The sequence below is a fragment of the Proteus columbae genome, from assembly GCF_009914335.1.
Classification (GTDB): Bacteria; Pseudomonadota; Gammaproteobacteria; order Enterobacterales; family Enterobacteriaceae; genus Proteus.
The window spans coordinates 865,305-878,530 of sequence record NZ_CP043925.1 but is presented as its reverse complement, the minus strand read 5'-3'; the positions used below and the strand labels follow the sequence as shown (position 1 = coordinate 878,530).

Genomic DNA, 13,226 nt, shown 5'->3' with positions numbered 1-13,226 from the left:
TATGAAGACAAAAGCGATTTTGTTCTCCATATTGCTCTTGGCGGGTTGCCAGCAATCGAAGAACATTAAACCTAATTTGTCTGCGATCACACCAACATCAACGAAAGGGACTTCAACTTCTCACCAACCTCAATATGATGTAAAAACCAATTTATGGGGTTATGTGGTAAGTGAATTGAAAATGGACCTCCCTGAAAATGAAAGGATCTCGCAGCAAGAATTATATTTTTTAAATAATCCCAAACATATACAGAGTGTTGCTTCTCGTGCTGAACCTTATATGTATTCGATTATTGATGAAATTGAAAAACGTGAATTACCGATGGAACTTGCACTTGTTCCTGTCGTTGAAAGTGAGTTTAATCCCCATGTTACCTCTTCTGCAAATGCCGCAGGTTTATGGCAATTTGTACCGATAACCGGTAATTACTATGGTTTGGCACAAAACCAATGGTATGACGGTCGTCGTGATGTTATGGCATCAACTAAAGCTGCCCTTGATTTACTTGAGCGCCTTTATGTGATGTTTGATAGTGATTGGGCACTTGCCCTTGCTGCTTATAACGCAGGTGAAGGCCGTGTTATGCAAGCAATAAAGGCAAATGAAAGTAAGAACTTACCAACAGACTATTGGTCGCTTTCTTTACCCAAAGAAACCATGAATTATGTTCCTAAAATTCTAGCATTGAGCAAAGTTATTCGTGAAAACGAAGAAACCATTACTTTTCCCAAAAGTAACTACCGAGATAAAGCGTTAGCCTCATTTGATGTCGGCGAGCAAATCACGTTAAATAAAGTCGCTGAATTAAGTCAGTTACCTATTAATACAGTAAAAGATTATAATCCCGGCTATAAGCGTGGAATAACCGCACCGAATGGCCCTCATGTCATTATGTTGCCTCGCAACAAGCTTGACCAATTCCGCAACGCTTTTGAAGACGAAGCTGTATTAGAAACTATTCGCTTGGCTGTTGCCAAAACGAATCAATCTATTAAGCAAGAAGGCGTTTATAAGGTTCGTTCAGGGGATTCGTTTTACGCCATTGCTCGTCGCTACAATATGAGTGTAAAAGACTTACAGCGTATTAATGGATTGAATGCAAAGAGCACATTACTGGTTGGTCAAACATTAAAAATTCATAATGCAGGTAGTGTCAGTAATACCACGACAACGAAACCAACAAAACCTTCACCAAGCTACTATAAAGTACGCCAAGGTGACTCTTATTACAGTATTGCCCGCCGTCACGGCATTAATCTTAAATTATTAATGAGCTGGAACGCCGACATTAAGATGTTAAAACCGGGTACACAACTCACGCTTTATACTAAATAGTTAATATCGTCTCTGTTTTATGCTTCTTTAAAAGTCATCGATATGTTTGATACCTTACTGGTGATAAATGTCGATGGCTTTTTTATTGCCAATAAAAAAAGCGCCTGATATTAACTTATCAAGCGCCTTGTTTTTTAACTCTACCTGATTAATTCAGCGTATTCACTTACAGCCAGAAGAACCAAGCAAACAGAGAGATAACAAAGATACACACTAAGTTTAGTACACCACCAACACGTACCATTTCAGTTTGTTTAATGTAACCTGAACCAAAGACAATCGCATTTGGTGGGGTTGCAACAGGCAACATAAATGCACAAGATGCACCGATACCGATAATCATTGTTAACGCCATTACAGGCATGCCTAATGCTTGTGCTACTGTTGCAAAGATTGGCACTAACAATGCGGCACTTGCTGTGTTACTGGTAAATTCAGTTAATACGATGATAAAGGTGGTCACGGCAAGAATAATCACAAACCAATGGCTATTACCGAAAGTATCTTTCATAAAGTCAGCCATAACCAAACTTGCACCAGAAGACTGTAAAATTGCGCTCAGCGTTAAACCACCACCAAACAGCATTAATACGCCCCACTCTGTGTTTTCTTGTATTTGACTCCAACTTGCGACACCAGTTACACCAATAACAATGGCCGCGCTCACAGCAATAACTGTATCTAAATCTTTTACACCACCAAAAGCACTGCTGATGAAAGAGCTGAAGATCCAGCAAAATACGGTAACTAAGAAGATAATCATGGTGATAACACGTTTGTTATTCCACTCTAACACTTCTAGTTTTAAGTCAAATTTGTGTTTTAAGTTAGGACGTAGCATCAGGTACATCACAATAAACATGATAGGCAATAGCACCAACATGATTGGAATACCGTACTTCATCCACGTAATAAAATCTAAGTTCAGTTGAGCTGCGGCAATCGCATTTGGTGGGCTACCAACCAACGTACCTAAACCACCAATACTGGCACTATAAGCCACACCTAATAATACGAATACAAAAGTATTACGCTCTGAACGAATATCTAAGTTAGATAAAATACCTAAGACTAAAGGGAGCATCATTGCTGCTGTTGCAGTGTTACTGATCCACATGGAGAGTAATGCAGTAACGCCAAATAACAGTAATACCGCGACTGAAAGTTTACCTTTTGCAATCATTAGTAAGCGGTTAGCAATTAAGCGATCTAACCCTTGAATATGAAGTGCTGTCGCTAAAGCAAATCCACCAAAGAACAAGAAAATGATAGGGTTAGCAAATGATTTTAATGACTCATTGGTATTCATTAGCCCAAGTACAACGGCTAAAATAGGAATGAATAATGCCGTGATCGTTACATGAATAGCTTCAGTTAGCCATAGTACCCCTACAAATACCATTAATGCTAGGCCAGCATTAGCCTTTGGATCATAAGGTAAAAACTCTAACAATAGCAGTAGCAAAACAACATCTATTGCTAGAATAATTAACCCTCTCTTATTTATCGGGCTTGATTTTGCCGATGGGGCTAAATTGGACGCGTCCATGATAATACTCCACATTAACTGATGTGAACATTAGGTTCACTAAGCTTGAATTGTTAACGAAATAGGTTATATGTGAAATATAAAAACATTTCGCACCATTGAAAATGCGCAAAAGCGATAATTGGGATCTCATCCACGAGAATTAACCAATTTATTAATAAAAGAGTAATAATTGAACACTATTATCTCTTATGCATCACACTTTTTGATCGTTTAAAGGCTGCGGTAATTTTATTTTTTTTATATTTAGGCAAAAAAAATGGGTAAACATCAGGTTTACCCATTTAGAATCAATTAGATTTTCTAATCAAATAAGCGATTATGCTTGGCCTTTAACTTCTTTCAGACCGTTGAAAGGCGCTTTATTACCTAATGCTTCTTCGATACGGATCAGTTGGTTGTATTTAGCAACACGGTCAGAACGGCTCATTGAACCCGTTTTGATTTGGCCTGCTGCTGTACCCACTGCTAAGTCAGCGATAGTTGCATCTTCAGTTTCACCAGAACGGTGAGAGATAACTGCTGTGTAGCCAGCATCTTTCGCCATTTTGATTGCTGCTAAAGTTTCTGTCAGTGAACCGATTTGGTTGAATTTGATCAGAATTGAGTTAGCGATGCCTTTATCGATACCTTCTTTCAGGATCTTAGTGTTAGTTACAAACAGGTCGTCACCAACCAGTTGGATTTTGTCACCAAGAACTTTAGTTTGGTATGCGAAACCATCCCAGTCAGATTCGTTTAAACCATCTTCGATAGAAACGATTGGGTATTGTTTAGTCAGCTCTTCTAAGTAATGAGTGAACTCTTGTGAAGTGAAGGTTTTACCTTCGCCTTTCAGTTCGTAGTTACCAGTTTCATTGTTGTAGAACTCAGAAGCTGCACAGTCCATAGCAAGAGTAACGTCTTTACCTAAAACGTAACCTGCTTTCTCAACTGCTTCTTTGATAGCAGCTAATGCAGCAGCGTTAGATTCTAAGTTTGGTGCATAACCACCTTCGTCACCAACTGCAGTGTTCATACCTTTTGCTTTCAGCACTTTTGCTAAGTGATGGAAGATTTCTGAACCCATACGCACTGCTTCTTTCAGAGTCGGTGCGCCAACTGGTTGGATCATGAATTCTTGGATATCAACGTTGTTATCTGCGTGCTCACCACCATTGATGATGTTCATCATTGGCAGAGGCATAGAATATTGACCGTGAGTACCGTTCAGATCAGAAATGTGCTCGTACAAAGGCATACCTTTCGCAGCAGCAGCCGCTTTTGCGTTTGCTAAAGAAACCGCTAGGATTGCGTTTGCACCAAAGTTTGATTTGTTTTCAGTACCGTCTAAATCGATCATGATTTTATCGATGTTAGCTTGGTCTTTTGCATCCTGGCCAAGGATCGCTTTAGCGATTGGACCATTAACAGCAGCAACCGCTTTCAGAACACCTTTACCTAAGAAACGTGATTTATCACCATCACGTAATTCTAAAGCTTCGCGAGAACCTGTTGATGCGCCTGATGGAGCAGCCGCCATACCAACAAAACCACCTTCTAAGTGAACTTCTGCTTCAACTGTTGGGTTGCCACGAGAATCAATAATTTCACGACCAAGTACTTTAACGATTTTGGACATTCGGTTTTCCTCTGTACAAGTTAAATTTCCGAGAAGAGATACCCTATCTCTTCTCATATATCCTATTTCAGCAGACCTTTTTGGTTATCAAAGGCTGCTTTCACAAAGCCTGCAAATAACGGATGGCCGTCACGCGGCGTTGAGGTAAACTCTGGGTGGAACTGACAAGCAACAAACCAAGGGTGGTTTGGATTTTCAATAATTTCCACCAGCTTGTTATCTACTGAACGACCTGCGATACGTAAACCCGCATCTTCGATACGTTTTAATAGCAGATTATTCACTTCATAACGGTGACGATGGCGTTCTGTAATGGTGTTTTTGCCATACAGAGTACGTACTAAGCTATCACCACTTAAATGGCAAGGCTGAGCACCAAGGCGCATCGTGCCACCTAAATCACTGTCTTCTGAACGCACTTCGACATTACCGTCTTCATCACGCCATTCTGTGATTAACGCAATGACTGGATATTTACAATCTGGTGCAAATTCAGTGGAGTTCGCATCTGCCATATTGGCAACATTACGAGCAAACTCAATCATAGCAACCTGCATACCTAAGCAAATGCCCAAGTAAGGGATTTTATTTTCACGGGCAAATTGAGCGGCCATAATTTTGCCTTCAACGCCACGTTCACCAAAACCGCCTGGTACTAAGATTGCATCTAACCCTTTAAGCATATCAGCGCCACGGGTTTCAACATCTTGTGCATCAATCAATTTGATATTTACTGCAACACGGCTTTTGAAACCGCCATGTTTTAACGCTTCAATCACTGATTTATAGGCGTCTGGTAATTCGACATATTTACCCACCATACCAATGGTCACTTCGCCTTCAGGATTAGCTTCTTCGTAAATAACTTGTTCCCACTCTGCAAGATTTGCAACTGGGCAATCTAAGCTGAATCGTTTACAGATATAATCATCTAATCCCTGTGATTTCAATAGTGCAGGGATTTTATAAATGGAATCGACGTCTTTTAATGAAATAACCGCTTTTTCTGGCACATTACAGAACAGTGCAATTTTGGCACGTTCGTTCGCAGGAATAACGCGGTCTGAACGGCAAATCAACGCATCAGGCTGGATACCGATCGACAGTAACTCTTTTACAGAATGCTGAGTTGGTTTGGTTTTCACTTCACCAGAAGCAGCTAAATAAGGCACCAAAGTTAAATGCAGGTAGAATGTGTGCTCACGACCCACTTCTGCTGCCATTTGGCGAATCGCTTCTAAGAATGGTAAAGATTCGATATCACCAACTGTCCCGCCGACTTCAACTAAAACAACATCATGACCTTCACCGCCACGGATAATACGTTCTTTGATTTCATTAGTGATATGAGGAATAACTTGAATTGTAGCCCCAAGATAGTCACCACGGCGCTCTTTACGTAATACTTCAGAGTATACGCGACCTGTCGTGAAGTTATTACGACGAGTCATTTTCGTGCGAATAAAGCGCTCATAGTGCCCTAAGTCGAGATCAGTTTCAGCACCATCGTCAGTGACGAAGACTTCCCCGTGCTGAATTGGGCTCATAGTACCTGGATCGACGTTGATATACGGATCCAACTTCATCATGGTGACATTGAGTCCACGGGCTTCGAGTATAGCCGCCAGAGAGGCTGCGGCAATGCCTTTACCCAGAGAGGATACGACCCCGCCGGTCACAAAAATATAATTCGTTTTCATGCTGAACCTGAAAGTTTAGGTGTATTAGGATGATGGATATAACTGGACGGGAACACAGTATACCCGAACCTTATTTTCGCTACAAACATTCTTAGTAGTATAAAGTTCTTTTTCATCACGCCACTTATCCGTTTAAACACGAAAAAACAGTAAAAATTCAATTAACTAAACCCGTGAAAATATTTCTCAAGCATTTTAGCTTAATCCTTTCAGCTAAGATATCACTTTTAAAGAAGAGATGCTTTATTTTTTTCACGGTATTAAGTGTAGCAGGTTTATAGCGAGATCTTTTGCTTATGATCATGCTTTTAATTTTTTTGAGGTTAATCACATTTTTAATGCAATAAAATGTAACTACAAGATTTTAAATCACCCAAAAACAAAAAAACGAAATTACCTTTTATAATTTCGCTTTTTAAAATCTTTTATAAAAATCGCTGAAAAAACGAGATGTTATAGACTATTTTTATCGCACTTTATGTCACGCTGGCGTTAATTTGCGTGTCACAATTCACTCAACCTGTTGTCCTTTTGCTTTCTGCCAACAGATCTCCATCTCTTCCAATGAGGCATTTTCTATGCCTATACCTTCTTCTGAGAGCGTTTTTTCAACAAAACGAAAGCGTTGTTCAAATTTTCTGCATGCTCGATTGAGTGCTTGTTCAGGTTTTTGTTTTAAATGGCGTGATAAATTCACCACAGAAAACAGTAAATCGCCTAACTCATCTTCAATTCGAGAGGCATCTTGAGGCTCTTTTTTCACTTCAGCCATCACTTCATCAATTTCTTCATAAACTTTACCTAAAACAGGCTCTAGTTCATTCCAATCGAATCCCACAGAAGCACATCGTTTTTGGATTTTTTCAGCTTTCATTAAAGCGGGCAATGACACAGGGATATCATCTAACAATGAAAATAGAGCTTTGGCTTCACGCTCTTGAGCTTTGAGCTTTTCCCAACGGTGATTTTCGGTGGCGAAATTATTGTCACTTTCAGATACAAAAATATGAGGATGGCGACGTTCTAATTTATTGCTAATGGCTTCGCAGACATCATTAAAATCAAATAGATTTTGCTCTTGTGCCATTCGTGAATAAAAAACGACTTGATAAAGTAAATCGCCTAACTCTTCTTTTAAATCAGCAAAATCTTTGCGCGTAATGGCATCTAATACTTCATAGGTTTCTTCTAATGTATAAGGTGCAATGGTGTCAAAAGTCTGCACTTTATCCCATTCACATCCAGTATTAGGATCACGTAGCTGTGCCATAATTTCTAATAAACGAAAGATTTCACGATTTTCTGACATCACATTGCCTTTTAAATAAGAGTTAGCTTTATCCTGTTTAACATATTTTTAGATAAAAAAATGCCGAGAACAGTTGTCTCAGCATCTTATCATTTCAAGCCCTATATTTTAAAAATAACTTTTTTGAAAGAACAATAACATTTTAAATAGAACCATAAATTCATTATTTACAAATATACTCCTCACTATAGCTAATCCATTTTTCAACTCTATATAAATACGTCATTTTTATCCGTATTTATAAACACAACTGTTTATCAAAGGAGTAATAAAATGAGTTTAAATGTAATTCAATTTAGTTCACTCACTGTAACACCACATAACAGTTATATTCCTGAATATGCGTTTAATAATAACTTCTCATTTAATCAAGCAACAAATATAATTTGCAATACTTTTATGCAGGATAAAAATCAAGAATGCCCTGTTTGCGGAAAGAAAAATTGCCCTGAGTTTAAAAATGAATGTAAATCTTACTTAAAACAGAAAACCGAATTAGCATTAAAAAAAGCATTAAGAATGCGACCCTATGGCCGTGCTTTAATGCATAGATCAAACGAGTTTAATGAAAGTTCTCCATTGCTATTATTAAATATGGAAGAAAATAATATTCCATTAAATAATGAAAATATAGGTCGTATATTTGAAGCAGACCTGAATCTAAGTAGAATGTTTTACCAAAAAATGAACTATATAAATGGTTTTCTTTTTGATATTCATTTTAGTCCTCATCCAGACCCTATGTTACAAAATATAGGTGAAAAATTTGGGGAATATTCCCGCTGGTTACCCTCAGTTAGATTAGCTTTACATGCCTTATATGCAGATAAAGGTGCAGACAATATAAATAATTTCCCTGAGATGCAAAAATATATCAGAGAACAAGATTTTAAATCTGCATGCCAAAATTTCCACAAGAATATGACGTTTACACGTCGTAATTTCCAAATTGCTGATATTTTAGCGCAACAAGCAAATAAAAAAGAACAAACAAACGATGATTTTAAGCAGTTGCATGATTCAATAAAGTTTACTGCTGATTTTTATAAAGAAGTGTTTAATGCTTATGGTGATAAAGCAAGGAAATTAGCGGAGTCTTTAGCACAACAAGCCAGAGGAAAAACCATCCGTAACGTTGATGATGCGCTAAAAGCTTACGAAAAATACAAAGCGGATATCAATAGAAGAATTAATGCCAAAGATCGTAAAGCTATTGCAACTGCATTGGAATCGATCAAACTCGATGATATTGCTCAAAAATTAAAAAAATTTAGTAAAGGTATGTTTTTTGTGAGTAAAGCTCTTGACGTCAAAGATCTATCGATAGAGTTAATAAAAGCAACAGAAACAGATAATTGGCGTCCATTTTTTGTTAAAGCAGAGACTATATTTGTAGGAATGGCGGCTACATCTGTAGCAGGATTTACATTTAGTGTACTTCTAGGTGGTCCCATAGGGGTATTAGGATATGGATTGCTTATAGCAAGTATTGGAGCATTGATTGATAACGACTTAATTGAAAAAGCCAATAATTTGATTGGTATTTAATTAATACTTTAAAGGTTGTTTATTTAGAGGAACAACCTTTTCACTAACACAAATAATATAAAAATTATTGTAATTGGTATAGATAATAAAAACACGATGAAACTATATAAAGCTAAACCACCAGCTTTACCAGCTGTATCTAAAAATAGTCCTCGATTCCAAAATTCTCTAGTAGTAAATTGAAGAAAAAAATATTCAATCCCCCATTTAGCCAACGGATATAATCCAATACCAGAAATACTAATTAACAATATTAGACTTTCATACTTCAACTCATACTCTAAGCAAGAGTATAAAAATAGAGCGCCAATAAACCATCCCCAACACATATTATTAATATAGTATTTTTTAGTTATTTTCATCGTTATCCGTTAGATCCCTTTTATTTAAAACCATATTTATTTTAAATAAATCCTAGCAATTAAATTACTAACTAAATATACAAATTTTCTGATTTTTAGATAAAAAAATGCCGAGAACAGTTGTCTCGGCATCTTATCATTTTCATCTTTTAGTGAGAAAAGCGTTTCGCCTCTATCACATCAGGCAACTGATTAAGTTTTGCCAAAATACGACCTAATACTTGGAGATTATAAATCTCAATATTCATATCAATTGTCGCAATTTGTTGCTTCACATCACTACGGCTACTCACACCCAGTACGTTTACTTTTTCATTCGCTAAAATTGTCGTTATATCGCGTAATAACCCACTACGATCATTCGCTACAACACGTACTACCAATGAATAACCACTGGAATAATTCTCTCCCCATACCGCATCAACAATACGCTCTGGTGCATGAGAAAGTAATTCAGCAAGTTGCTCACAGTCAGCACGGTGAATCGAAATACCACGACCTTTAGTAATAAAGCCGACAATATTGTCACCCGGAATAGGCTGGCAACAACGTGCAATATGGTGCATTAAGTTACCTACACCTTCGACAACAATACTTCCACCCGAACCAGTGGTTCTTGGTGCTGGCGTTTTGTTTTCGAGTGTCCGCAGTGCTTCTTTATCTTCATCTTCCGCGGTGGCTTTATTCAATCGACTTTGAATAAAGTTTACCAACTGATTGATTCGAATATCACCGACACCAATACCTGCTAATACTTCATCAACACTATGAACGTTATAACGTGCGATCAGCAGTTTTTCTGCTTCTTTCATATTGATATCCATATGCGCCAATTCGTTATCTAAGATCTGACGCCCCGCAAGAATATTTTTATCGCGATCTTGCTTACGGAACCAATTGTGAATTTTCGCCCGTCCACGGCTTGTCGTGACATAACCTAAGTTAGGATTTAACCAATCGCGACTTGGATTTGGGTGTTTTTGCGTAATAACTTCAATCTGGTCGCCCATCTGTAATTGATAGCTAAATGGCACAATACGCCCGCCAATTTTTGCCCCAATGCAACGGTGCCCCACATCACTGTGAATATGATATGCAAAATCAAGCGGTGTAGAACCCGCAGGTAAATCAACCACATCACCTTTTGGCGTAAACACATAAACCCTGTCATCAAAGACTTGGCTACGAACTTCATCCAGCATTTCGCCAGAATCCGCCATCTCTTCTTGCCATGCAATCAGTTTACGTAACCATGCAATGCGGTTTTCATAGCTGCCTGTACCACCTTTCGTCGCAGCGCCTGTTGCACCTTCTTTATATTTCCAGTGCGCAGCCACACCCAATTCAGCATCTTCATGCATTTGTCGAGTACGAATTTGAATTTCAACCGTTTTACCTTCAGGCCCTAAAACAACGGTATGAATAGATTGGTAACCATTTGGCTTTGGATTTGCAACGTAATCATCAAATTCATCTGGTAAATGGCGGAAATGAGTATGCACAATACCTAATGCGGCATAACAATCTTGAAGACGTTCTACAACTATACGCACCGCTCTCACATCAAACAGCTCATCAAATGCAAGATTCTTTTTCTTCATTTTGCGCCAGATACTATAGATATGTTTGGGACGACCATAAATATCTACATCAACATTCTCTTCTTTCATATAACCGCGTACTGTACTGACAAAATTATCAATATACTGTTCGCGGTCGATACGACGCTCATGAAGCAAGCTGGCTATTTTTTTGTATTCATCAGGATGAAGATAACGGAAACAGAAATCTTCTAATTCCCATTTTAATTGCCCAATACCCAATCGGTTGGCTAATGGTGCATAAATATTAAAACACTCTTTTGCAGCCAGTACGCGCTCATCTTCTGTGGCATCTTTCACTTCTCGTAAATGGGCAATACGCTCTGAAAGTTTGATGACCACACAACGGAAATCTTCCACCATAGACAACAACATACGGCGAACATTATCCACCTGAACAGAACTTGTTTCATTGGTATGCGTTGCTTTTAACTGGCGTATGGCGTCCATTTCCATTACACCACGTACTAAGCTCCAAATCGCATCACCAAAATGTTCAGTAATGATTTCCTGATCAATAAGATTTTCTTCAGCAAGTGGGAAAAGAAGCGCTGCCCTCATGCTGTCTTTGTCCATGCTTAATGTCGAAAGAAGCTCAACCATTTCAACGCCACGCCACAATAGCAGTTCGGCATCTTCACGCCCTTGAACAGTACGATGGCAGTATTCCCAGGTTTGCATGATTTCACTACCCGCATTGACATGGGTTAAGTTCAAGCTATTGACCCATTTATCAACAGCAAACTCTCCTGCAGGTGTTAAGTGAGCACTTCTTACTGCAACCATATTCTCTCCCTACACGGTATAAATCTTATTTGCGACTTATTTACTGGCTAACTGTTTATTTTCGACTAAATTTATTTTCGACTAAACAGTGCCATTGATTCCAGATGACCCGTTTGTGGAAACATATCCAACATTTTTAAACCGATAAGCTGATATCCAGAATCTAATAATATCTTACTATCTCTGGCTAACGTGGTCGGATTACAGGAGACATACACGATTTTTTCTGCGGATAACTTCACAATATGTGACATTACCTCCAAAGCCCCTGCTCTTGCAGGATCTAACAATACTTTGTTAAACCCTTCTTTCGACCACGGCATCGCAGAAAAATCAGCCGATAAATCTGCATGCCAAAAATGCGCATTACCTAATTGGTTTAGTTCTGCATTTTTTTTCGCCATGTCAACCAGTGCGGGCACACCTTCTATACCCACCACTTCACTGACGCGTTTTGCGATAGGTAAGGTAAAATTCCCCATACCACAAAACAGATCTAACACGCGATCTTCTGGCGATAAATCAAGCCACTCAATAGCCTGAGCAACCATCTTAGGATTTATTTCATCATTCACTTGAATAAAATCAGTGGGTGCAAAACGTAAATTAAGACCTTCTATTTGATAGAAGGGTTCCTTCTCAATTGAAGTTAATCGTGCTATCTCGCTATTATTACCTGCAAGATACATCGTAACTTGATGAGTTTGAGAGAAATCACGCAAACTCTGTTTATCACTCTCAGGCAATGGCGATAGATGGCGTAAAATAACCAGCGGCCCATTATCAGCGAGCACCATTTCAACATGCCCTAAATCACATACTGATGTTAAATTTTTAAGGCATGTCCAAAGAGGAGACAATAAATCATTTAGCTGTGGCTTTAATACTGGGCATTTTTTTATCATGACCAAATCATTAGAGCGCTCTTGGCGAAAGCCCATCACCAACCCTTTTTCTGGTTGATAACGTAATCCCAATCTTGCTCTACGGCGATAGCCATATTCAGCTCCCGCAATCACAGGCTCGGCTGAAATAATCACACCCGTTTCACGCTTAATAAGGTGCGATAACACACCTGCTTTTGTTGTACGTTGTAGCGCAATAGGTACATGCTGCTGCTGACAACCACCACAACGCTCATAATATTCACAATGAGGCGCTATACGCTGTTCGCTGGTAGTCAAACGCTTAATAACCTCGCCTTTAGCAAACTGGCGCTTTTCTTCTGTTAAACGAATACGAGCAGTTTCTTGTGGGAGTAGTCCTTTTACAAAAATCGTTTTGCCCTCAGCATGAGCAATACCTTGACCATTTGCATCCAATGCACTGGCGGTCACTTCCAGAGTTGTTGCCTGTTTTTTCACAGGACGTTTTTTAGGGGAATAAAACTGCACCATAGTATTAAATTAAGTAT

General features: G+C 38.6%; 9 protein-coding genes. 2 read left to right on the top strand and 7 right to left on the bottom strand.

The window, feature by feature from the left end:
- Window position 1: 1 nt before the first annotated feature.
- Window positions 2-1,336, top strand: a complete 1,335-nt coding sequence (gene mltD, locus F1325_RS04035; protein WP_160230026.1) for a murein transglycosylase D — start codon at window positions 2-4, stop codon at window positions 1,334-1,336.
- 166 nt (window positions 1,337-1,502) lie between these two features.
- Here the strand turns inward: mltD and F1325_RS04030 are convergent, their stop codons facing one another.
- The 4 genes from F1325_RS04030 to mazG all read right to left on the bottom strand — a co-directional run bounded on the left by F1325_RS04030 (window position 1,503) and on the right by mazG (window position 7,515).
- Window positions 1,503-2,885, bottom strand: a complete 1,383-nt coding sequence (locus F1325_RS04030; RefSeq protein ID WP_109371534.1) for an SLC13 family permease — start codon at window positions 2,883-2,885, stop codon at window positions 1,503-1,505.
- A gap of 319 nt (window positions 2,886-3,204) precedes the next feature.
- A complete protein-coding gene (eno, locus tag F1325_RS04025) occupies window positions 3,205-4,506 on the bottom strand; it encodes a phosphopyruvate hydratase (RefSeq protein WP_036911952.1) in 1,302 nt (433 codons plus the stop codon).
- A 62-nt stretch (window positions 4,507-4,568) separates the two neighbouring features.
- Window positions 4,569-6,206: a glutamine hydrolyzing CTP synthase gene (gene pyrG, locus F1325_RS04020; RefSeq protein WP_109371536.1), complete on the bottom strand. Its 1,638-nt coding sequence runs from the start codon at window positions 6,204-6,206 to the stop codon at window positions 4,569-4,571.
- 511 nt (window positions 6,207-6,717) lie between these two features.
- Window positions 6,718-7,515 (bottom strand): nucleoside triphosphate pyrophosphohydrolase, encoded by a 798-nt coding sequence (gene mazG, locus F1325_RS04015; protein ID WP_160230025.1) that lies wholly within the window; start codon window positions 7,513-7,515, stop codon window positions 6,718-6,720.
- Between the two features lie 273 nt (window positions 7,516-7,788).
- Here mazG and F1325_RS04010 point away from each other — a divergent pair, with 273 nt between their 5' ends.
- Window positions 7,789-9,063 carry a colicin-like pore-forming protein gene (locus F1325_RS04010; protein ID WP_244313542.1) on the top strand — a complete coding sequence of 425 codons (1,275 nt, stop codon included), beginning with the start codon at window positions 7,789-7,791 and terminating at the stop codon, window positions 9,061-9,063.
- Between the two features lie 23 nt (window positions 9,064-9,086).
- Here F1325_RS04010 and F1325_RS04005 read toward each other — a convergent pair whose 3' ends face one another.
- From F1325_RS04005 to rlmD, 3 genes are all read right to left on the bottom strand, one after another.
- Complete coding sequence (locus F1325_RS04005) at window positions 9,087-9,425, bottom strand: colicin E1 family microcin immunity protein (RefSeq protein WP_109371540.1); 339 nt, start codon at window positions 9,423-9,425, stop codon at window positions 9,087-9,089.
- A 149-nt stretch (window positions 9,426-9,574) separates the two neighbouring features.
- Window positions 9,575-11,812, bottom strand: a complete 2,238-nt coding sequence (gene relA, locus F1325_RS04000; protein WP_109371542.1) for a GTP diphosphokinase — start codon at window positions 11,810-11,812, stop codon at window positions 9,575-9,577.
- 71 nt (window positions 11,813-11,883) lie between these two features.
- Window positions 11,884-13,209 (bottom strand): 23S rRNA (uracil(1939)-C(5))-methyltransferase RlmD, encoded by a 1,326-nt coding sequence (gene rlmD, locus F1325_RS03995; protein WP_109371544.1) that lies wholly within the window; start codon window positions 13,207-13,209, stop codon window positions 11,884-11,886.
- Window positions 13,210-13,226: the final 17 nt, after the last annotated feature.

Coding starts and splice junctions, on each gene's coding strand:
- mltD (WP_160230026.1), top strand. CDS start 2: ATGAAGACAAAAGCGATTTTGTTCTCCATATTGCTCTTGGCGGGTTGC.
- pyrG (WP_109371536.1), bottom strand. CDS start 6,206: ATGAAAACGAATTATATTTTTGTGACCGGCGGGGTCGTATCCTCTCTG.
- rlmD (WP_109371544.1), bottom strand. CDS start 13,209: ATGGTGCAGTTTTATTCCCCTAAAAAACGTCCTGTGAAAAAACAGGCA.
- F1325_RS04005 (WP_109371540.1), bottom strand. CDS start 9,425: ATGAAAATAACTAAAAAATACTATATTAATAATATGTGTTGGGGATGG.
- eno (WP_036911952.1), bottom strand. CDS start 4,506: ATGTCCAAAATCGTTAAAGTACTTGGTCGTGAAATTATTGATTCTCGT.
- F1325_RS04010 (WP_244313542.1), top strand. CDS start 7,789: ATGAGTTTAAATGTAATTCAATTTAGTTCACTCACTGTAACACCACAT.
- mazG (WP_160230025.1), bottom strand. CDS start 7,515: ATGTCAGAAAATCGTGAAATCTTTCGTTTATTAGAAATTATGGCACAG.
- relA (WP_109371542.1), bottom strand. CDS start 11,812: ATGGTTGCAGTAAGAAGTGCTCACTTAACACCTGCAGGAGAGTTTGCT.
- F1325_RS04030 (WP_109371534.1), bottom strand. CDS start 2,885: ATGGACGCGTCCAATTTAGCCCCATCGGCAAAATCAAGCCCGATAAAT.